Below are 20,016 nucleotides of genomic sequence, written 5' to 3'. Positions count from 1 at the left end.
CTCACGCTCCGACGGCGACGAGGACGGCGAGGACGACAGCACCGGCCAGCAGCGCGCCGAGGTAGGTCTGGACGTTGCCGGTCTGGGCCCTGCGGACGGCGGCGCCGAGCAGCCCGGGAGTGCCCGCCGCGCCCTTGACGTAGGTCTCGACGACGTCGCGGTCCAGGAAGCGGACCAGACTCGCGGCGGCGAGCACGGGACGGACGAACAGCGCGGTGTAGACGGCGTCGAGGTGGAAGCCGTGCGCGGCGTGCCGGTGCAGCGGGCCGAGCAGCAGCCGTCCGGGATCGCCGGGATCGTCGGCGGCGCCGATGTCCCCGTAGACCTGCTCGTGCGTGGCGATCGCCTCGGCCTCGACGAGTTCGGGCTCGGCGTCGGGCGCTACCGCGACGACGGCCCCGAAGGGCGCGGCCCGGCGGGCGGCGCCGGTGGCCCGCCAGGACAGGAAGGTAATGAGCACGCCCGCGAGCGCGAGCGCCGTGGCCAGAACGGAGGTGGTGAGGGACGGACCGAGGGATACGGCGTCGAACCAGTCGGGCAGCTTGCGGTAGGTCAGCGCGCCGAAGGCGATGGTCGGGACGGCGAGGACCCACAGCACGACGGTCATGAGTACGGGCACGCCGGGGCGAGCCGCGACCCCGGCACCGGGCCCGGCCCCGGGGACCGGCTCGGGCTCGCCCCCGAGTGCGGCCTCGGGCTCGGGCCCGGGTGCGGCGGTGGGCTCGGGCCCGCGGGCGGGTTCTTCCTCCGCCGGCCGGGCCGTGGCGGGAGAACCGGCGAGGAGGAAGAGGCGGGTGGCGTATGCGGCCGTGAGCAGCGCGGTGAGCAGGCCCGCGAGGAGGACGGTCCAGCCGACCGCGGACGGCACGTGGGCCGCGTCGCCGCCGGCGGCGTGCTCGGCGGCGCGCAGCACGGACTCCTTGGAGAAGAAGCCGGAGAAGGGGGGCAGTGCGGCCAGGGCGATCAGCCCGATGGCCATGGTCCAGCGGGCGTCGGGCGCCCGCCGGGGAAGGTCGTCCATGCGGGACATGGCGGCCAGCGAGTTGGTGCCGGCGGTCTGGATGAGGGCGCCGGCGGAGAGGAAGAGCAGCGCCTTGAAGGCGCCGTGCGAAAGGAGGTGGAAGACGGCGGCGTCACGGTTGCCGACGGCCAGCGCCCCGGCCATGTAGCCGAGCTGGCCGATGGTGGAGTACGCGAGCACCCGCTTGATGTCGTCCTGCGCGAGGGCGGCCAGCGCCGAGCCGATCATGGTGACGGCGGCCATCGCGGCGAGGACGGCGAGGGCGGCGGCGGAGGCGGTGAAGACCGGCAGCAGCCTGGCCACCAGGTAGATGCCGGCGGCCACCATCGTCGCGGCGTGGATCAGCGCGGACACCGGGGTGGGGCCGGCCATCGCGTCGGGCAGCCAGGTGTGCAGCGGGAACTGCGCCGACTTGCCCGCGACCCCGGCGAGCAGCAGCAGCGCGGTCACGGTCGGATGGTGGAGCTGCCCGTGGCCCACGGCCGCCAGGATGCCGTTGATGCGGAAGGTGCCCGCGTCGACGGCGAGCGCGAACACGCCGATCAGAAAGGGGACGTCACCGAGTTTGGTGACCAGGAAGGCCTTGAGGGAGGCGGAGCGGGCCGTCTCGGTCTCCCAGTAGTGGCCGACCAGGAAGTAGGAGCAGATGCCCATGATCTCCCAGCCGACGAGCAGCACCATCAGGTCGCCGGTGTAGACGACCAGGAGCATCGCGGCGGTGAAGAGGGAGATCAGGGCGGCGTAGGACGGGTAGCGCGGGTCGTCGCGCAGATAGGAGAGCGAATAGACCTGGACGCAGGTGGCGACGAAGCCGACCAGCAGGGCGATCAGGACGGAGAAGCCGTCCAGGTGCAGGGCGAGGTCGACGGGCAGCGAGCCGGTGGTGGCCAGCCGGTGCGCGGCGTCCGTGGGTGCGCCCGTGCCCTGGCGCGCGGCGACGATCGCGGCGAGCACGAAGGCGGTGGCCGTCGGCAGGACGGCCACCGGACGGACGAACGCGGGCGCGGTCCGGCCGAGCAGCAGGCCGGCGGCCGCGCCGAGAAAGGGAAGGAGGGGTACGAGCGCGGCAAGGGCGATCAGGGTCACGCGGTGGCCTCTGCCTTCTCGTCGTCGGCCGCCGTCGCCCGGTCGTGCGGGGCCCGGGAGCGCGGCCCGGGTTCGGCGAGGGCGGTGAGGCGGTCGATGTCGGAACTTCCGCGGTCGCGGTACACGAGCAGGACGATCGCCAGCCCGAGCCCGATCTCGGCGGCGGCGATGGTGATGGTGAACAGGGTGAGCGCCTGGCCGGCGTGCAGGGTGTCGCGCAGCCACACGTCGAACGCGACCAGGTTGAGGTTGACGGCGTTGAGCATCAGCTCGACGGACATCAGGACGAGGATCGCGTTGCGGCGGGCGAGGACCCCGTAGACGCCGACGCAGAAGAGGAGGGAGGCGAGGACGGCGGGATAGGCGAGGTGCATCACTTCTCCTTGCCGGTGCCGGTGCCGGCGCTGTTACGAGGGGTGCCGCCTGTGACGGAGCCGGTGCCCGGACCGGTGCCTGTGACGGGGCCGGGGCCGGGGCCTGTGACGGGGCCGGGGCCTGTGCCGGGGCCGGGGCGGGGGGTGTCGCGGCGGGAGAGCACGATCGCCCCGACCAGGGCGGCCAGCAGCAGGACGGACAGGGCCTCGAAGGGCAGGACCCAGTGCCGGAAGAGGCTCACGCCGGTGGCCCGGGAGGAGCCCTGGACGGCACCGTGGAGGTTGATCCAGGTGGAGCGGAAGGCGTCCACGACCACCCAGACCAGGGTGGCCGCGGCGGCGACGGCCACGCCGAGGGCCACCCACCGGTTGCCGGAGTCGGCGTCCGGGGAGGGGCCGATGGGCGCCTTGGTCAGCATCAGCCCGAACAGGAGGAGGACGACGACGGATCCCACATAGATGAGCACCTGCACCCAGGCGATGAACTCGGCGGTGAGCAGGAGGTACTCGACGGCCAGGCCGCCGAGGGCGACGACCAGCCACAGGGCGGCGTGCACCAGTTGGCGGGTGGTGACGGTCAGGACGGCCGCGCCCAGAGTTGCGAGGCCGACGAGGACGAAGGTGATCTCGACGCCGGTCGGCGAGAGGAAGCCGGGATGGTGGGCGGCGGCGGTGTTCACGTCCCGTCCTCCCCCGGTCCGGCCGCCCGGTTCGCCGCCGCGGCCCTTTCCGCTGCCTTGCGGGCGGCGGCGAGTTCCTTGGGTTCCTCGGCCGCCGGGTCCAGGGCCGGCGGGGCGGGCACCGTCCACATCCACTCGCGCAGCTTGTCGCGCTCGTGGGTGAGGTCGAGGATGTCGGTCTCGGCGTACTCGAACTCCGGGGACCAGAAGAGGGCGTCGAACGGGCACACCTCGATGCAGATGCCGCAGTACATGCACAGGGCGAAGTCGATGGCGAACCGGTCGAGGACGTTGCGGCTGCGCTCGCGCCCGCCCGGCGCGGCGGGCGGGACGGTCTCCTTGTGCGAGTCGATGTAGATGCACCAGTCGGGGCACTCGCGGGCGCAGAGCATGCAGACCGTGCAGTTCTCCTCGAACAGGGCGATCACGCCGCGCGAGCGCGGCGGCAGTTCGGGCTGCGCGTCGGGGTACCGGGCGGTGACCGAGCGCTTGGTCATGGTCCGCAGGGTGACGGCCAGTCCCTTGGCGAGGCCGGATCCGGGGATGGGGGGCATGGCTAGGAGGTCACCACCTTCACGACGCCGGTCAGGGCGATCTGGGCGAGGGCGAGCGGGATGAGCACGGTCCAGGCGAGCTTTTGCAGCTGGTCCTCGCGCAGCCGCGGGTAGGTGACCCGCAGCCAGATGACGACGAAGGCCAGCAGGGCTGTCTTGACCAGCGTCCACAGCCAGCCGACGCCGCCCGCCCACGGGCCGTGCCAGCCGCCGAGGTAGAGGACCGTGGTCAGCCCGCACAGGACGACGATGCCCGCGTACTCGGCGAGCAGGAACAGCGCGAAGCGCAGCCCGGTGTACTCGGTGTAGGCGCCGAAGATGATCTCGGAGTCGGCGACCGGCATGTCGAACGGGGGGCGCTGGAGCTCCGCGAGCCCCGCGGTGAAGAAGACGACACCGCCGACGAGCTGCCAGGGCGTCCACCACCAGTGGTAGGCGCTGACGATCCCCGGCAGCGACAAGGTGCCCGCCGCCATGGCGACGGAGGCCGCGGCCAGCAGCATCGGCAACTCGTAGGCCATGAGCTGCGCGGCCGTGCGCAGGCCGCCGAGCAGCGAGAACTTGTTGGCCGACGCCCACCCGGCCATCAGTGAGCCGAGGACGCCGACGCCCATGACGGCCAGCACGAAGAACAGCCCGGCGTCCAGGTCCTGCCCGACGAAGCCGTGCGGGCCGACCGGGACGGCGATCAGGACGAGCAGGTACGGCAGCAGGGCCACGGCCGGCGCGAGCTGGAAGATCCGGCGGTCCGCCTCCGCCGGGACCACGTCCTCCTTCTGCGCGAACTTCACGCCGTCCGCGACCAGTTGGGCCCAGCCGTGGAAGCCGCCGGCGTACATCGGGCCGAGGCGGCCCTGCATGTGCGCCATGACCTTGTGCTCGGTCTGGCCGACCAGCAGCGGGAAGACCAGGAAGACGGCGAGGACGGCGACCAGGCGCAGCAGGACGCCAAGGGTGTCGCTCACGTTTCAGTCGCCTCCTTCCGTCCGCTCGGGACCCTCAGGCCCCTCAGACCCCCCGGGCCCCTCAGACCCCTCGGGCCCCTCAGGCCCCTCGGGCCCCTCCGCACCGTCGGGCCGCTCCGGACCGTCGGGCCTCGGCCTCCCAGCCCTGCCGCGTTCCTCGCCGCCCGCAGGCGGCTGCTGCCAGGGGGCGTCCGAGACACGCTTGCGGGGTGCGGCGGGCGGGGTGGGGGAAGCGGGGGCATCCGGGGACGCCTTCGCCGCCTGCTGGCTGGCCGAGCCCTGGCTCGCGCTGCGGGTACGCCGGGCGGCGGGACGTTCGCCGGGGGCCGCGGCCGCGCGCGGGGTGCGGGCGGCGCGGGCCGGGGCCGGCGGGAGCTGGCCCTTCTGCGGGCCCCACTCGTTCGGGTCGGGCACGCCCGGCGGCAGCATCTGGCGCCGCTTGGCCCCGCCCTCGTGCGGTTCGCCCGGCTCCTTGGCGCCGGGCCACGCCTTGGCGACCCGCGCGGCCAGCACGAAGTCCTTCCGCAGCGGATGCCCCTCGAACTCCTCGGGCAGCAGCAGCGGCGCCAGGTGCGGGTGCCCGGGGAAGTCCACCCCGAACATCTCGTGCGTCTCGCGCTCGTGCCAGGCCGCCCCGGGGTAGACGCCCGTGGCGGTGGGCAGGGCGGGGTCGTCGTACGGGACGGTGGTACGCAGCAGGAGCCCGCGTACGGAGCCGGCCGCGCCGCGCGGGCCGGCCATGCCGCCGAGCGCCACCACGTAGGCGCACACCCGCAGCCCCGTCCCGGGCTCGTCCACGGCGCTCAGCCAGTCGAAGAACGTGCAGCCCAGCGCGTCGCGGGCGGTCTCCAGGGCCGCCGTCCACGAGGCGGCGGGCACGTCCACGGTGAGCAGGCCGTACGCGGCCTCACCCGTGGCGCCCGCGCCGAACACCTCCTCGGCGCCCTCCGGCAGCCGGTCGAATGCGTCCACCGTCACCGCCCGCCGTCCTCCGGCCCGCCGGCCGCTCTCCGCCCGCCGGCCTCGCGCCCGCCGGCCAAACCGGGCGGCGTCACCAGGCCGCTGGTCAGCGCCGCGGCACCCGGCCGCGTACCGCCCTCGGCGCCACCGCCCGCCGCACCCGGTCCACCCGTCGCCGCCACGCCCCCGTACCGCTCCCCCAGCGACTCGCGGGCGATCTTCTCCTGGAGCTTGAGGATGCCCTGGAGCAGCGCCTCGGGGCGGGGCGGGCAGCCGGGCACGTAGACGTCCACCGGAATGATCTGGTCGACGCCCTTGGTGACGGAGTAGGAGTCCCAGTACGGGCCGCCGCAGTTGGAGCAGGCGCCGAAGGAGATGACGTACTTCGGTTCGGGCATCTGCTCGTACAGCCGCTTGACCGCGGGGGCCATCTTGTCGGTGACCGTGCCGGAAACGACCATCAGGTCGGCCTGGCGCGGGCCGGGCGCGAAGGGGATCACGCCGAGCCGGATGAAGTCGTGCGTGGCCATGGACGCGGCGATGAACTCGATCGCGCAGCAGGCCAGGCCGAAGTTGAAGACCCACAGGCTGTAGCGGCGGCCCCAGTTGAGGACCACCTTCATCGGCTCGGGCGCGAGGCGGGCCAGCGGCCCCAGGCGGCGTGGCTCCGGCAGCGGCTGAGCGGCAGGCGCGGCCCGGCCGCCCTCGGCCGGCGCGGCCACCTCCGGCGGCACCGGCGACGTGCCGCCGGCCCGCTCGCCCGCCGGGTTCACGTCCATTCCAGCACGCCCTTCTTCCAGGCGTAGAGCAGGCCGACCCCGAGGAAGCCGAGGAAGACGAACATCTCCGCGAGCGTGGCGCCGCCGAAGCCGGGCGCGGCGAAGACGGTCGCCCAGGGGAAGAGGAAGATCGCGTCCACGGCGAAGATCACGTAGAGGAACGAGTACAGGTAGTAGCGGATCTGGGTGTGCGCCCAGCCCTCGCCGACGGGGTCGACCCCGCACTCGTACGTGAGCATCTTCTCGCGGGTCGGCACGACCGGCCGCAGCAGCCGCCCGGCCGCGAAGGCGACCGCCACGAAGAGCACGCCGACGACCGCGACCAGGCCGACGACCGAGTAGCCGTGGAAGTAGTCCACGTGCGTCGCTCCTCGTTCCCTTGGTGAGTCAGTGGTGGTGGCCGGTGATCCGCCCGGCGGCCGGCCGGCGCCGCGGTACCGGTGTGTCCGGCGACGGGGGTGGATCTTCGGCCGGTTTGTACGGAGGGAGTCTAGGCCCTGGCCTGACGGGCCTCGCGCCCGGCCGGTTCCGTGACCTGAGGATTCCGTGACGTGAGGATTGTGTGACCGGAGGACTGCCCGCCCCGAGGACTGCCTGTCCTCAGGACCGCGTGGCCCGAGGACCGCCTGCCCCGAGGCCCGCGTGACCGCCGCCTGCCCGGACGGCCCGCGGACAACCCCCCGCGGACAACCCCTGGGGATAACCCCACCCCGGGCCGGTGCGCGCACCCCATGGCGTTTCGGGATCGCCCCCCGGCAGGCTGGAGGCATGCACACCGAGCCCGAGCCCGAGCCCCTGCCCCCGCCGCGCTTCGCGTTCGACGCGGTGACGTGGCGGGAGATCACGTACCTGCTGCTCAACCTGCCGTTCGCGATCGGCGGCTTCGTCTACGCGGTCGTGACGGTGACGCTGGGCCTCGGGCTGTCCGTGACCGTGATCGGGCTGCCGCTGCTCGCCGCGGGCCTGGCCGGGTGCCGCCTGATCGGCAGGGTGGAGCGGGCTCGCGCCCGGGCGCTGCTGGGGTCGCGCGTGGACGAGCCGCGCCCGCTGCGGCCCGGCTCGATGCGCTTCCTGACCTGGCTGCTCACCGCGCTGCGGGACCCGGTGGCGTGGCGGCACGCGCTGTTCCTCGGGGCGCGGCTGCCCTGGGGCATCCTGACCTTCACGGTCACCCTGACCTCGCTGTTCGTCGCCTGGCCCGTGCTGCCCTTCCTCTCCCGGGCGATGACCACGGTGGACCGGGCGATGGTGCGGGGGCTGCTGCAGCCCTCGGACGAGCTGGAGCGGCGGATCGCGCAACTGGAGTCGGACCGCGGGGTGGTCGTGGACACGGCGGCGGCCGACCTGCGCCGCATCGAGCGGGACCTGCACGACGGCGCCCAGGCCCGGCTGGTCGCCCTGGCCATGGGCCTAGGCCTGGCCAAGGAGAAGCTCATGGAAGACCCCGAGGCCGGGGCGAAAATGGTCGAGGAGGCACACGGCGAGGTCAAGATGGCCCTCCAGGAACTGCGGGACCTCGCCCGCGGCATCCACCCCGCCATCCTCACCGACCGCGGCCTGGACGCCGCCCTGTCCTCGGTCGCCACCCGCTGCACCGTCCCGGTCTCGGTCACCGTGGACCTGCGCAGCCGCCCGGCCGAGGCCATCGAGGGCATCGCGTACTTCACCGTCTCCGAGCTCCTGCAGAACGTCTCCAAGCACAGCGGGGCCCGTACGGCCGCGGTGGACGTGTGGCGGGCCGACGACAGGCTGATGATCCAGGTACGGGACGACGGGCACGGCGGCGCGGACCTCTCGTCGGGCTCGGGCCTGGCGGGCCTCTCCGAGCGGCTGGGGTCGGTGGACGGCCTGTTCGTGGTCACCTCGCCGGCGGGCGGCCCGACCGTGGTCACGGCCGAACTGCCGTGGCGGGACCGGGACTTCAAGCGGGCGGCGGCCCGACATTGAGCTGCCGCTACGGGCCGGTCACGGGCGGCGCGGGACCCGCTCACCGGCACGGGCGGGCCGGGGCGTCACGAGAGGTAGGGGTATCCCCACCTCCATGACACCGATCCGCACCATGGGCCGCGGGACCGCTTCCGGCCACTCTTGACCTATGACGACCAGCAGTCGAGAAATGGGTGCAGAAAGGACGGTCCCGGCCATGGCGTACGGCTTCCCGCCCGAGGAGCGGGCGCACCGCCTGCCGCGGGCGCTGCGCGCGCCGTTCGAGGCGCGGACCTGGCGGGAGACGGGGTACGCCCTGCTGAACCTGCCGATGGGGATCATCGGCTTCGTGTGGACCGTCACCATGCTGTCGGTGGGGGCCGGCCTGCTGGTCACGTTCGTCGGCCTGCCGCTGCTGGTGCTCGCGCTCGGCGGCTGCCGGGGCATCGGCCGGGTGGAGCGGGCCCGCGCCCGGAGCCTGCTGTGGCTGGACGTGGAGGAGCCGGGGCCGGTACGGACCAAGGGGCGCGGCTTCCTGGCCCGGCTGGGCGCGCAGCTCGGCAGCGGGGTGAACTGGCGGCACGTGGCCTACTGCCTGCTGCACTTCCCGTGGGGCATCACCACCTTCACCGCCGCCGTGTCGTTCCTGTGCTACGGGTGGGGGTTGCTGACGTACCCGCTGTGGCAGTGGGTGTTCCCCACGTACACCGACCAGGACGGCCTGCAGATCTACGGGGACGGCAACGGCGGCGGCTGGCAGTTGCACACCCCGCTGGACCTCGCGCTCGCCTCCGGCGTCGGCCTCCTCTTCGTGCTGGCCACGCCATGGGTCGTGCGCGGCATGGGGCACGTGGACCGGATGCTCGTCTCCGGGCTGCTCGGGCCGTCCCGGCTGGCCGACCGGGTGGTGGAGCTGGAGTCGGACCGCGGGGTGGTCGTGGACACCGCGGCGGCCGACCTGCGCCGCATCGAGCGGGACCTGCACGACGGCGCCCAGGCCCGGCTGGTCGCCCTGGCCATGGACCTCGGCCTGGCCAAGGAGAAGCTCATGGAAGACCCCGAGGCCGGGGCGAAAATGGTCGAGGAGGCACACGGCGAGGTCAAGATCGCGCTTCAGGAGTTGCGGGACCTCGCCCGCGGCATCCACCCCGCCATCCTCACCGACCGCGGCCTGGACGCCGCCCTGTCCTCGGTCGCCACCCGCTGCACCGTCCCGGTGTCCGTGACCGTGGACCTGCCGGCGCGGCCGGTGCCGGCGATCGAGGGGATCGCCTACTTCACCGTCTCCGAGCTCCTGCAGAACGTCTCCAAGCACTCGGGTGCCTCCCGGGCCGCCGTCGACGTGTGGCAGACGGGGGACCGCCTCATGCTCCAGGTGTACGACAACGGGAAGGGCGGAGCCGACCTCACGGCCGGTTCCGGCCTGGCCGGCCTGGCCGAGCGCCTGGACTCCGTCGACGGTGTCCTCGCGGTGGACTCCCCGGCGGGCGGCCCGACCCGTATCTCGGCCGAGCTCCCCTGGCGGGCCTAGCGGCGACGCCGGTCGGCGGCGGAGGGGGCGGGCGCCGAGGGCGACCCGCCCCCTCGGCCCGCCGCCGTTCACGCGCCGCCCGTCACACGACGCCCTTCGCCAGACGCCGCTCACGCGACGCGCAGCAGCGTCTTGCCCCGGCTGAGGCCGGCCTCAAGGGTCGCGTGGGCCCGGGCGGCGTCGGCGAGGGGCAGTTCCGCGGTGATGTCAGGGGCGATCGTGCCCGAGGCGAGCAGGGAGAAGGCGGCCAGGCCGTGGGCGCGCAGGAGGGCGGGCCGGCGGCGGGCGAGGTCGGCGATGTTGTAGCCGGTCAGGGACCGGTTCCGCTTCCAGAACGGCAGGACCGGCAGTTCCAGGTCGGGGCGGCGGGCGGCCTCGCCGTAGACGGCGAGGCGGCCGAAGGGGGCGAGGACGTCGAGGCTGGCCAGGCGGGTGGGGCCGCCGACCGGGTCGAGGACGACGTCGACCTCGGGGACGGCGCCGGCGAAGCCGTCGCGCAGGTGGATCCCGTCGTAGCCGAAGCGCTTGGCGTACCTGGCCTTCGCGGGTGAGCCGACCGTCCCGTGGACCGCGGCCGCGCCCAGCGAGCGGGCGATCTGGGCGGCGGCCGAGCCGACGCCGCCGGCCGCGGCGTGGATGAGGACGCTGTCGCCGGGTGTGAGACGGGCCGCCGCGGACAGCACGCCATAAGCGGTGGTGAGGACGAGGGCCGCGCCGCCGCCGTCGCGCAGCGAGATCCCGTCCAGCGGGAAGGCGAACTCGGCGGAGGCGACCGCGTACTCCGCGTAGCCGCCGCCGGAGGGCAGGTAGACGGCGACCGGCTCGCCCGTGGTGAGTCCCGTCACATCGGATCCGACCTCGACGACCTCGCCCGACGCCTCGAACCCGGGGACGTCGATGCCGTCGGGCGCCCCGAAGTCGCCGAGGCGGTGCTGCACCTCGCCGTAGTTGACGCCGGCGTACGCCACGCGGACGAGGATCTCACCGGGGCCGGGCTCCGGCACCGGCAGTTCCACCTGCCGCAGGACGTCCGGGCCGCCGTTGACATCGAATCCGATCGCGCGCACGCGCTCTCCTCTCCCCTGGCTGCCGCCACCGGCGGCGGCCTCCACTGGTCGCCGGCGCCGCAGACACCGGGCGATTGCCGGGCGCAACCTTGCGCCACCGAAACCGTATTCCCCACCGGCCCGCCGTTACTGGGATGCTGGACGTGTCAAGGCCGCGTCACCGCGGACACGGGGAGCTGAAGACAGGTGGAGGACAAGGTGCGGGTGGTCATCGCCGAGGACTCGGTACTGCTCAGGGAGGGCCTGACCCGCCTGCTGACCGACCGCGGCCATGACGTGGTGGCGGGCGTGGGCGACGCCGAGGGCCTGCTGAAGGCGGTCCGCGAACTGGCCGACCAGGGCGCGCCGCCGGATGTCGTGGTGGCGGACGTACGGATGCCGCCGACGCACACCGACGAGGGCGTGCGCGCGGCCGTGCAGTTGCGCAGGGACCACCCGGCGATCGGCGTGCTGGTGCTCTCGCAGTACGTGGAGGAGCAGTACGCGACCGAGCTGCTGGCCGGCAGCAGCCGCGGGGTGGGCTACCTGCTCAAGGACCGCGTCGCCGAGGTGCGCGAGTTCGTGGACGCGGTGGTACGGGTGGCGCAGGGCGGCACCGCGCTGGACCCGGAGGTCGTCGCGCAGCTCCTGGGCCGCAGCCGCAAGCAGGACGTGCTGGCCGGGCTGACCCCGCGTGAGCGGGAGGTGCTGCAGCTCATGGCCGAGGGCCGGACGAACTCGGCGGTCGCCAAGCAGCTGGTGGTCAGCGACGGGGCGGTCGAGAAGCACGTGAGCAACATCTTCCTCAAGCTCGGGCTGGCGCCGAGCGAGGGCGACCACCGCAGGGTGCTGGCGGTCCTGACGTACCTGAACTCGTGACGGCCGGCCCCTCGACGGCGGGCGTCCGCAGGGGGGCGGCGGGCGGTCGGGCATATGACGGCGGAACGCGGCGGGCGGACGGTTGGCTTCCACATTCCGGGACGTCCAGGGAAGGCGTCCCTTACCGACGTACCATGACCGGTAGCCGGGCGATCCGCCGCCTCGAAGGAGGTCCGTTTCAGTGACCAGCCAGGTCAGCACCAGTGCGGGAGATCCGCCTGCCGTCGGAGACGTCCTGGGCGAACAGCGCAGGCCGGGGAAGGAGACCAGGCGGCTGGACCGTGTGATCATCCGCTTCGCCGGTGACTCGGGCGACGGCATGCAGCTCACGGGGGATCGTTTCACCTCCGAGACCGCGTCGTTCGGTAACGATCTGTCGACCCTGCCGAACTTCCCGGCCGAGATCCGTGCTCCGGCAGGGACGCTGCCGGGGGTGTCGTCGTTCCAGCTCCACTTCGCCGATCACGACATCCTCACGCCGGGGGACGCGCCGAACGTACTGGTGGCGATGAACCCGGCCGCGCTGAAGGCGAACGTGGGGGACCTGCCGCGGGGCGCCGAGATCATCGTCAACACCGACGAGTTCACCAAGCGCGCCCTGGAGAAGGTGGGGTACGCGGCCAACCCGCTGGAGGACGGCTCCCTGGAGGCGTACTCCCTGCACCCCGTGCCGCTCACCACGCTGACGCTCGAAGCGCTCAAGGACAGCGGTCTGGCGCGCAAGGACGCGGAGCGGGCGAAGAACATGTTCGCGCTCGGCCTGCTGTCGTGGATGTACCACCGCCCGACCGAGGCGACCGAGACGTTCCTGCGCAAGAAGTTCGCCAAGAAGCCCGACATCGCGGAGGCGAACGTCGCCGCGTACCGCGCGGGCTGGAACTTCGGCGAGACGACCGAGGACTTCGCGGTCTCCTACGAGGTGGCCCCGGCCGCCAGCGCCTTCCCGGCCGGCACGTACCGCAACATCTCGGGGAACCTGGCGCTCGCCTACGGTCTGATCGCCGCCGGGCGTCTGTCGGAACTGCCGCTGTTCCTCGGCTCGTACCCGATCACCCCGGCCTCGGACGTGCTGCACGAGCTGAGCCGGCACAAGAACTTCGGCGTGCGCACCTTCCAGGCCGAGGACGAGATCGCCGCGATCGGCGCCGCCCTGGGCGCCGCCTTCGGCGGCTCGCTCGCGATCACCACCACCTCAGGGCCCGGCGTGGCGCTGAAGTCGGAGACGGTGGGCCTGGCGGTCAGCCTCGAACTGCCGCTGCTGATCGTGGACATCCAGCGCGGCGGGCCCTCCACCGGCCTGCCGACCAAGACCGAGCAGGCCGACCTGCTCCAGGCGATGTACGGGCGCAACGGCGAGGCGCCGGTGCCGGTGGTCGCGCCGGCCACCCCCGCCGACTGCTTCGACGCGGCCGTGGAGGCCGCCCGGATCGCGCTGACCTACCGGACCCCGGTCTTCCTGCTGTCCGACGGCTACCTGGCCAACGGCTCCGAGCCGTGGCGGATCCCGGAGGAGAGCGAACTGCCCGACCTGCGGGTGCCGTTCGCCACGGCGCCCAACCACACGGCCGAGGACGGCACGCAGAGCTTCTGGCCGTACCTGCGCGACCCCGAGACGCTGGCCCGCCCCTGGGCGGTGCCCGGCACCCCCGGCCTCGAACACCGCATCGGCGGCATCGAGAAGCAGGACGGCACGGGCAACATCAGCTACGACCCGAAGAACCACGACTTCATGGTCCGCACCCGCCAGGCCAAGATCGACGGCATCAAGGTGCCGGACGTGGTGGTCGACGACCCGGGCGCCGCACAGGGCAGCCCGGCGCGGACGCTGGTGCTCGGCTGGGGCTCCACGTACGGGCCGATCACCGCGGCGGTACGGCGGCTGCGCCGCGAGGGCGGCTCGGTCGCGCAGGCGCACCTGCGGCACCTCAACCCCTTCCCGGCGAACCTCGGGGAGGTCCTGCGCTCCTACGAGCGGGTGATCGTGCCGGAGATGAACCTCGGCCAGCTCGCCCACCTGCTGCGGGCGAAGTACCTGGTCGACGCCCACTCGTACACGCAGGTCACCGGTCTGCCGTTCAAGGCGGAGCAGTTGGCACAGGCGATCGCCGGCAGGGCGGACGTCATCCAAGGGGCGGACACGATCGCGGAGGGGAACGCGGATGTCTGAGGCGCTGGCGCTGGTGCCCAAGGCCGAGGCCAAGCAGAGCATGAAGGACTTCAAGTCCGACCAGGAGGTGCGCTGGTGCCCCGGCTGCGGGGACTACGCGATCCTGGCGGCGGTGCAGTCCTTCATGCCCGAACTGGGGCTGGCCAAGGAGAACGTCGTGTTCATCTCGGGGATCGGGTGCTCCTCCCGGTTCCCGTACTACATGAACACCTACGGCATGCACTCCATCCACGGCCGCGCCCCGGCGATCGCGACCGGCCTGGCCACCTCCCGCCGGGACCTGAGCGTGTGGGTGGTCACCGGTGACGGCGACGCGCTGTCCATCGGCGGCAACCACCTGATCCACGCCCTGCGCCGCAACGTCAACCTCAAGATCCTGCTCTTCAACAACCGGATCTACGGCCTGACGAAGGGCCAGTACAGCCCGACCTCGGAGATCGGCAAGATCACCAAGTCCACGCCGATGGGCTCGCTGGACGCGCCGTTCAACCCGGTGTCCCTGGCGATCGGCGCCGAGGCGTCCTTCGTCGCCCGCACCATCGACTCCGACCGCAAGCACCTGCAGAGCGTGCTGCGGGCGGCGGCCGACCACCCGGGCACCGCGCTGGTGGAGATCTACCAGAACTGCAACATCTTCAACGACGGCGCCTTCGAGGTCCTCAAGGACAAGGAATCCGCGCTGGAGGCGGTGATCCGGCTGGAGCACGGGCAGCCGATCCGCTTCGGCGCCCCGGCCGCCGACGGGCTCGGCGGCAAGGGCGTCGTCCGCGACCCGGCCACCGGCGACCTGCGGGTGATCGACGTGGCGGCCGAGGGCACCGACGGGATCCTCGTCCACGACGCCCACGCCGCCTCGCCGACGACCGCGTTCGCCCTCTCGCGGCTGGCCGACCCGGACACCCTGCACCACACCCCGATCGGCGTCCTGCGGGACGTGCGGCGGCCGGTGTACGACGTCGAGATGGCGGAGCAGCTGGAGCAGGCGGTGGTGCAGCAGGGCGAGGGCGACCTCGCCAAGCTGCTGGCCGGCAACGACACGTGGACGGTCGTCGGCTGAGCACGGGCCATACCTGGCACGCGCCGGAAACGGCAAGGGCGCGGGGAACCTCCGGGTTCCCCGCGCTTTTCCGTGCCCGGGACCCGGCGCGCTTCCGCGTACGGCACCCGGCGCTCCGCCGCGTACGGCACCGGCCCCGTCATGACCGTAGAGCGATACAGACATGACACCGGCGGAGCCCTGCCGCTACTTTCGGGGGAGGCGCGGATCGGGAAGGCGGGGCCATGGGCGAGCGGCGGGCGGGGCTGGTGTGGGGTTTCGCGGCCTATGGGATGTGGGGGCTGTTCCCGCTGTACTGGCCGCTGCTGAAGCCGGCCGGGGCGCTGGAGATCCTCGCCCACCGGATGGTGTGGTCGCTGCTCGTGGTCGCGCTGCTGTTGTTGGCGCTGCGGCGCCGGGCGTGGATGGCGGCGCTGGTGCGGCAGCCGCGGAAACTGGGCCTGCTGGCGGTCGCGGCGGCCGTGGTGTCCGTCAACTGGGGCGTGTACATATGGGCCGTCAACGCCGGCCACGTGGTGGAGACCTCGCTCGGCTACTTCATCAACCCGCTGGTGACGATCGCGCTCGGCGTCCTGGTACTGCACGAACGGCTGCGGCCGGCGCAGTGGGCGGCGGTCGGGATCGGGGCCGCCGCGGTGGTCGTCCTCACCGCCGGGTACGGGCGGCTGCCGTGGATCGCGCTGACGCTGGCGTTCTCCTTCGGGACGTACGGCCTGGTCAAGAAGCAGGTGGCGATGGGCGGCCTGGAGTCGCTCGCCGCGGAGACCTCGGTGCAGTTCCTGCCGGCGCTGGCGTACCTGCTGGTGCTCGGGGCGCGCGGCCACCAGACCTTCACCCACCACGGGGCGGGGCACGCGTCGCTGCTGGCCGCGTGCGGGCTGGTCACCGCGGTGCCGCTGATCTGCTTCGGGATGGCGGCGAACCGGCTGCCGCTGTCCACGATCGGGCTGATGCAGTACCTGGCGCCGGTGTTCCAGTTCCTGCTGGGCGTGCTGCGCTACCACGAGCGGATGCCGGCCGAGCGGTGGGCGGGCTTCCTGATGGTGTGGGCCGCGCTCCTCGTGCTCACCTGGGACGCGCTGCGGATGGCCCGGCGCGGCCGGGTGGCGCTGGCCCGGGCGGCCGCCGCCCGTCCCGCCGAGCGGCCCGAGGCGGCGGCGGGCCGCTGAGGGACTGGCGCCCGGACGCGGGGCGTGTCCCGCCGTATCCCGTATCCCGTACCGCCGCCGCCGTACGCCTGTGCCGCCGTACGTCCTATGCCGTGACGTCCCGCGAGGTGAACCGGGCCCAGGCCGCCGAGCCGAACACGGCCGCGTACAGGCCCTGCAGGCCCAGGTTCTTGAGGATGCCGTCCCACGGCACCGGGTCGCGCAGGATGTCGGCGAAACTCAGCCAGTAGTGCGGGAAGAGGTACGGCTGGAAGGCGTGCAGCTGGGGGATGTTGTCGATGATCTGCACGGTGATCAGCAGGCCGACCGTGGCGGCCATCGCGCCGATGCCGCTGTCGGTGACCGTGGAAATGAACAGCCCGAGCGCCCCGACGCCGATCAGCGAGGCGGCCACCAGCACCGCGATGAGCAGGGCCCGCAGCAGACCGTCGGACAGCGGGATGGTGGTGCCCGACAGCAGGGTCACGTCACCGACGGGGAAGAGGGCGAAGCCGACCGCGAGCGCGGAGGCGGTCACCACGAGGGTGGCGGCCAGGCAGAAGGCCAGGACCGAGGCGTACTTGGCGAGCAGCAGCCGGGTGCGGCCGGCCGGGGCGACCAGCAGGTACCGCAGCGTGCCGGTGCTGGCCTCACCCGCCACCGAGTCGCCGGCGACCACCCCGATGGCCATCGGCAGGAAGAACGGGAGGGTGGCGGCGAGGGCGGCGAAGGTCAGGAACAGGCCGTTGTTGCTGACCTGCTCGATGAACGCGGGGCCGTTGTCGCCGCGCGGGCCGCCGGGTGAGTCGCCACTGTGGGTCTCCACACGTACGGCGATGCCGACCAGCACCGGCACGGCGGCCAGCACCGCGAGCAGCGCGAGGGTGCGCCAGCGGCGGAAGACGGTGACCAGCTCGGATCCGAAGAGGCCGAGGGACCACGTCAGGCGGGGCGCGCGGGCGGGCGGTACCGGCGCGGGCGGTACCGACGCGGGCGCGGCTTCCGTACCGGTGGCGCCCGCCGGGTCCGGGGCCGCCGCCTCGGGTTCAGCCCGCGACATCGAAGCCCTCCCCCGTCAAGGCCACGAAGGCGTCCTCCAGAGAGGCGCGTTCGAGGCCGAAGCCGCGGACGCGGACGCCGGCGCCGACCAGGGCCGCGTTGAGCCCGGCGAGGTCGGGCGGGTCGGCCGGGAGTTCGCCGGTGATCCGCTGCTCGGCGGTGACCAGGTCCGTCACTCCGTGTTCCTTCAGTACGCGGGCGGCGTCGCCCAGGTCGGGGGTGGTCACGGCCAGCCGGCCGCGGGCGCCCGCGGACAGGTCGGCGACCGGGCCCTGCGTGATCAGCCGGCCGCGCGACATCACGGCGGCGTGCGTGCAGACCTGCTCGATCTCGTCCAGCAGGTGGGAGGACAGGAAGACGGTGGTGCCGTCCGCGGCCAGCTCCCTGACCAGGGCGCGGATCTCGCGCATGCCCTGCGGGTCGAGGCCGTTGGTCGGCTCGTCGAGCACCAGCAGCTCCCGGGGCTGCAGGAGGGCGGCGGCCAGGCCCAGGCGCTGCTTCATGCCCAGCGAGTACGCCTTCGCCTTCTTGCCCGCCGCCGCGGCCAGGCCCACCCGGTCCAGGGCGCTTGCCACCCGGGCCTTGCGAGTGCGGGGATCGGCGGTCGGGTCGGCCGCGTCGTAGCGCAGCAGGTTGTCGCGGCCGGACAGGAAGCCGTAGAGCGCCGGTCCCTCGATGAGGGCGCCGACCTTGGGCAGCACGGTACGGGCGGCCCGCGGCATGGGGCTGCCCAGCACCCGGGCGCTGCCCGCGGTCGGCGCGATCAGCCCCATCAGCATGCGGATGGTGGTGGTCTTGCCCGAGCCGTTGGGCCCGAGGAAACCGAAGACGCTGCCGCGCGGCACCCGCAGGTCGATGCGGTCCACGGCGAGGGTGCCGCGGTACCGCTTGGCCAGGCCACGGGTCTCGATCACGGCGTCACCGCCGGAGGCCGGCCCCGGACCCGGCGGCGGCTGCGACGACAGCCCGGGTCGCGGTCGCGGTGCCGCGTGTGCCGCCGCCCGGCCCTCTTCCGGTCCGGCCCCGCCGTCCGGCTCTCCCATGACGCTCCTCGACGTGCTGAGACGTGCTGAGTGGTGCTGAGTGGTGCTGAGTGGTGCGGCTCCGGCGCTCCTTCACCGGGGTCCGGCGGGCCCCGGGCGGGGCCCGCCGGACGGTGTCCCGGAGCCTACTTCCCGGCCGCGGCGGCCGCGTCGGCCGCGTCCGTCAGGGCGGACTGGGTGACCGCGCCCGCGTACACCGTGCCGTTGTCGGTCATCAGGACGTTGACCAGGCGGGTGTGGAAGAGGGTGCCGGAGCCGAAGCCGCCGCTGACCCGCTTGCCGAAGTCGTTCAGCAGCCCGTTCGCCCGGTCCTTGCCGTTGTGCCCGGCGCCGGAGGGCAGGCCGCCGGCCTTCTTGACCACCACGATGGAGTCCCAGCCCTTGCCGATGACGGTGGTGCCGCCGGTGCGGCCGTCCGGGCGCATCTCCTGGCCGGCGCGCGGGCCGGCCTGGCCGGCGGCGTGGCCGGCGTGGCCGGGGCCCTCGGTGACCTTCACGCCCTTGGGCGGGGTGAAGTCGAAGGTGCTCGCGGCCGGCTCGGCGAAGCCGACCTTGGTGTAGCCGATGTCGAAGACGGCCTTGCCGCCGCCGCGCGGGTCCACGGTGACCTTGAGCGGCACCCAGGTCCTGGCGTCCACGGCGACGCGTATCGCGCCGACGGTGGTGGTGTCCGCGTGCCGCGGGCGCACCACCAGTTCGTACGCGCTGTGGCCGGCGACCCGGGCGGTGCCGTCCACGGTGATCGACGCGGTGCCGTCGGCGGCCTTGAGGAACTGCCGGGCGGCGTCCTGCGGGGTGGCCGGGAGGTTCTCCGGCGTGCGGCGCTGCTCCTGGCCGCGCTGGGCGGGCAGCGTCTGGTGGTACGCCTGGTCCGACCGGCTGTCGTAGGCCCACAGCTGGGTGCCGTTGCGGATCAGGCTGTACTCGGCGGCCGGCTCGATGAGCGAGACCTTCTGCTTGTCCGGGCCGTCGGCGGACACGTGCAGGGTGTGGGTTCCGACCAGGAGCTGGGTGAGCCGGGCCTGCGGCGCGGCCGGTGAGGTGCGGTCGCCGCCCGCCGTCCCGGGAGCCCCCGCGCCCCCGAACAGGCTGCCCGCGGCGCCGCCCGACAGCGCCGAGGGCAGGCCGAGGTCGGTGGTGACCTTGACCGTGCCGTCGACCGCCTGGACCTTGGACCCCATCATGTCGGCCAGGAGCTGCTGGGCGGTGATCGAGGGCAGGGAGGGGTCGCCGCTGTCGGCGAGCGCCGGGACCAGGCCGATGGTCGCCGCGGCCACGCCGACGACCGCTACCGGCACGGCGTAGCGGGCGGCCCTGCGGCCGCGCCCTCCCCCGCCGCCCTCGTCCTCGTGCGGGTCGTACTGTGCCGGTTGGATCCGTGCCATTGCGTCTCTACCTCCGTCGTCAGCGGCGGTCGTCTGCGGGCGCGCCTTGGCCGCGCGCCGGTCGCACTCGTCCACTCCCCAGGACATTGTCGCCCCGGTCCGCCCCGAAGTGGTGTCTCCATGGGACCAAATCGGCCGCCCCGGGACATCAGCCACCGGGCCCAACCCTTCGTACACCCGCGGTATGACGCGTCCCGAGGGGGTACGCGGGTGGGAGCAGTCCGACCCCGAGGCCGCCTCAGGGACCGTCCCCGAGGCCGATCGGGGTACGGGCGCGGCAAGTTGGCGGCCCCTCAGCCGGCGGGACGGTCAGCGGCCGTGGCGGCGGACCGGGTACGTGCGGGCGGACCGGGTAC

18 protein-coding genes are annotated in these 20,016 nt (G+C 73.5%); 6 read left to right on the top strand and 12 right to left on the bottom strand.

Annotated elements, in window-relative coordinates; genetic code table 11:
• Window position 1: 1 nt before the first annotated feature.
• From K7G61_RS22710 to K7G61_RS22675, 8 genes are read right to left on the bottom strand one after another with little or no spacing between them, the layout of a single operon-like run.
• Entirely contained in the window at window positions 2-2,107 is a 2,106-nt protein-coding gene (locus K7G61_RS22710) for an NADH-quinone oxidoreductase subunit L (RefSeq protein ID WP_225848778.1), read from the bottom strand.
• Window positions 2,104-2,481 (bottom strand): NADH-quinone oxidoreductase subunit NuoK, encoded by a 378-nt coding sequence (gene nuoK, locus K7G61_RS22705; RefSeq protein WP_225848777.1) that lies wholly within the window; start codon window positions 2,479-2,481, stop codon window positions 2,104-2,106. The genes K7G61_RS22710 and nuoK overlap by 4 nt, the downstream gene beginning before the upstream one ends.
• Window positions 2,481-3,161, bottom strand: a complete 681-nt coding sequence (locus K7G61_RS22700; protein ID WP_225848776.1) for an NADH-quinone oxidoreductase subunit J — start codon at window positions 3,159-3,161, stop codon at window positions 2,481-2,483. The genes nuoK and K7G61_RS22700 overlap by 1 nt, the downstream gene beginning before the upstream one ends.
• Window positions 3,158-3,715 carry an NADH-quinone oxidoreductase subunit I gene (locus K7G61_RS22695; protein ID WP_225848775.1) on the bottom strand — a complete coding sequence of 186 codons (558 nt, stop codon included), beginning with the start codon at window positions 3,713-3,715 and terminating at the stop codon, window positions 3,158-3,160. Before K7G61_RS22695 ends, K7G61_RS22700 begins: the two co-directional genes overlap by 4 nt.
• 2 nt (window positions 3,716-3,717) lie before the next feature.
• Window positions 3,718-4,680: a complex I subunit 1 family protein gene (locus tag K7G61_RS22690; RefSeq protein WP_225848774.1), complete on the bottom strand. Its 963-nt coding sequence runs from the start codon at window positions 4,678-4,680 to the stop codon at window positions 3,718-3,720.
• A gap of 3 nt (window positions 4,681-4,683) precedes the next feature.
• On the bottom strand, window positions 4,684-5,658 hold the full coding sequence (locus tag K7G61_RS22685) for an NADH-quinone oxidoreductase subunit C (protein WP_225848773.1): 975 nt from the start codon (window positions 5,656-5,658) through the stop codon (window positions 4,684-4,686).
• The gene (locus tag K7G61_RS22680; protein ID WP_225848772.1) at window positions 5,655-6,419 is read right to left on the bottom strand and encodes an NADH-quinone oxidoreductase subunit B; all 765 of its coding nucleotides are present in this window, start codon (window positions 6,417-6,419) and stop codon (window positions 5,655-5,657) included. Before K7G61_RS22680 ends, K7G61_RS22685 begins: the two co-directional genes overlap by 4 nt.
• Complete coding sequence (locus tag K7G61_RS22675) at window positions 6,410-6,778, bottom strand: NADH-quinone oxidoreductase subunit A (RefSeq protein ID WP_225848771.1); 369 nt, start codon at window positions 6,776-6,778, stop codon at window positions 6,410-6,412. The genes K7G61_RS22680 and K7G61_RS22675 overlap by 10 nt, the downstream gene beginning before the upstream one ends.
• Window positions 6,779-7,187: 409 nt before the next feature.
• Between K7G61_RS22675 and K7G61_RS22670 the strand changes: the two genes are divergently transcribed.
• Window positions 7,188-8,366: a sensor histidine kinase gene (locus K7G61_RS22670; protein WP_225848770.1), complete on the top strand. Its 1,179-nt coding sequence runs from the start codon at window positions 7,188-7,190 to the stop codon at window positions 8,364-8,366.
• Between the two features lie 196 nt (window positions 8,367-8,562).
• A complete protein-coding gene (locus K7G61_RS22665; RefSeq protein ID WP_225848769.1) occupies window positions 8,563-9,876 on the top strand; it encodes a sensor histidine kinase in 1,314 nt (437 codons plus the stop codon).
• A gap of 110 nt (window positions 9,877-9,986) precedes the next feature.
• Here the strand turns inward: K7G61_RS22665 and K7G61_RS22660 are convergent, their stop codons facing one another.
• Entirely contained in the window at window positions 9,987-10,943 is a 957-nt protein-coding gene (locus K7G61_RS22660; protein WP_225848768.1) for a zinc-binding dehydrogenase, read from the bottom strand.
• Window positions 10,944-11,141: 198 nt separating this feature from the next.
• On the opposite strand from K7G61_RS22660, the gene K7G61_RS22655 reads away from it, so the two are divergent.
• The 4 genes from K7G61_RS22655 (at window position 11,142) to rarD (ending at window position 16,194) form a co-directional block, all read left to right on the top strand.
• Window positions 11,142-11,801, top strand: a complete 660-nt coding sequence (locus K7G61_RS22655) for a response regulator transcription factor (protein ID WP_225848809.1) — start codon at window positions 11,142-11,144, stop codon at window positions 11,799-11,801.
• Between the two features lie 181 nt (window positions 11,802-11,982).
• Window positions 11,983-13,968: a 2-oxoacid:acceptor oxidoreductase subunit alpha gene (locus tag K7G61_RS22650; RefSeq protein WP_225848767.1), complete on the top strand. Its 1,986-nt coding sequence runs from the start codon at window positions 11,983-11,985 to the stop codon at window positions 13,966-13,968.
• Window positions 13,961-15,025, top strand: coding sequence for a 2-oxoacid:ferredoxin oxidoreductase subunit beta (locus K7G61_RS22645; RefSeq protein WP_225848766.1), 1,065 nt, complete (start codon window positions 13,961-13,963; stop codon window positions 15,023-15,025). The genes K7G61_RS22650 and K7G61_RS22645 overlap by 8 nt, the downstream gene beginning before the upstream one ends.
• Window positions 15,026-15,249: 224 nt before the next feature.
• Window positions 15,250-16,194 carry an EamA family transporter RarD gene (gene rarD, locus K7G61_RS22640; RefSeq protein WP_225848765.1) on the top strand — a complete coding sequence of 315 codons (945 nt, stop codon included), beginning with the start codon at window positions 15,250-15,252 and terminating at the stop codon, window positions 16,192-16,194.
• 85 nt (window positions 16,195-16,279) lie between these two features.
• On the opposite strand, the gene K7G61_RS22635 is transcribed toward rarD, so the two are convergent.
• From K7G61_RS22635 to K7G61_RS22625, 3 genes are all read right to left on the bottom strand, one after another.
• Window positions 16,280-17,233: an ABC transporter permease gene (locus K7G61_RS22635; protein WP_225848764.1), complete on the bottom strand. Its 954-nt coding sequence runs from the start codon at window positions 17,231-17,233 to the stop codon at window positions 16,280-16,282.
• Complete coding sequence (locus tag K7G61_RS22630; RefSeq protein WP_374204207.1) at window positions 17,220-18,275, bottom strand: ABC transporter ATP-binding protein; 1,056 nt, start codon at window positions 18,273-18,275, stop codon at window positions 17,220-17,222. The genes K7G61_RS22635 and K7G61_RS22630 overlap by 14 nt, the downstream gene beginning before the upstream one ends.
• Before the next feature lie 125 nt (window positions 18,276-18,400).
• Complete coding sequence (locus K7G61_RS22625; RefSeq protein WP_225848763.1) at window positions 18,401-19,660, bottom strand: DUF2092 domain-containing protein; 1,260 nt, start codon at window positions 19,658-19,660, stop codon at window positions 18,401-18,403.
• Window positions 19,661-20,016 lie beyond the last annotated feature (356 nt).

Source organism: Streptomyces sp. HPF1205, assembly GCF_020400825.1.
Classification (GTDB): domain Bacteria; phylum Actinomycetota; class Actinomycetes; order Streptomycetales; family Streptomycetaceae; genus Actinacidiphila.
The sequence above is the reverse complement of the archived record's forward strand: the minus strand, read 5'-3'. Positions and strand labels throughout refer to the sequence as shown.

What these genes read in the sequence shown, in the direction of transcription:
- nuoK (WP_225848777.1), bottom strand. Translation starts at nt 2,481, where the DNA reads ATGCACCTCGCCTATCCCGCCGTCCTCGCCTCCCTCCTCTTCTGCGTC.
- K7G61_RS22695 (WP_225848775.1), bottom strand. Translation starts at nt 3,715, where the DNA reads ATGCCCCCCATCCCCGGATCCGGCCTCGCCAAGGGACTGGCCGTCACC.
- K7G61_RS22680 (WP_225848772.1), bottom strand. Translation starts at nt 6,419, where the DNA reads ATGGACGTGAACCCGGCGGGCGAGCGGGCCGGCGGCACGTCGCCGGTG.
- K7G61_RS22670 (WP_225848770.1), top strand. Translation starts at nt 7,188, where the DNA reads ATGCACACCGAGCCCGAGCCCGAGCCCCTGCCCCCGCCGCGCTTCGCG.
- K7G61_RS22665 (WP_225848769.1), top strand. Translation starts at nt 8,563, where the DNA reads ATGGCGTACGGCTTCCCGCCCGAGGAGCGGGCGCACCGCCTGCCGCGG.
- K7G61_RS22645 (WP_225848766.1), top strand. Translation starts at nt 13,961, where the DNA reads ATGTCTGAGGCGCTGGCGCTGGTGCCCAAGGCCGAGGCCAAGCAGAGC.
- rarD (WP_225848765.1), top strand. Translation starts at nt 15,250, where the DNA reads ATGGGCGAGCGGCGGGCGGGGCTGGTGTGGGGTTTCGCGGCCTATGGG.
- K7G61_RS22635 (WP_225848764.1), bottom strand. Translation starts at nt 17,233, where the DNA reads ATGTCGCGGGCTGAACCCGAGGCGGCGGCCCCGGACCCGGCGGGCGCC.
- K7G61_RS22630 (WP_374204207.1), bottom strand. Translation starts at nt 18,275, where the DNA reads ATGGGAGAGCCGGACGGCGGGGCCGGACCGGAAGAGGGCCGGGCGGCG.
- K7G61_RS22625 (WP_225848763.1), bottom strand. Translation starts at nt 19,660, where the DNA reads ATGGCACGGATCCAACCGGCACAGTACGACCCGCACGAGGACGAGGGC.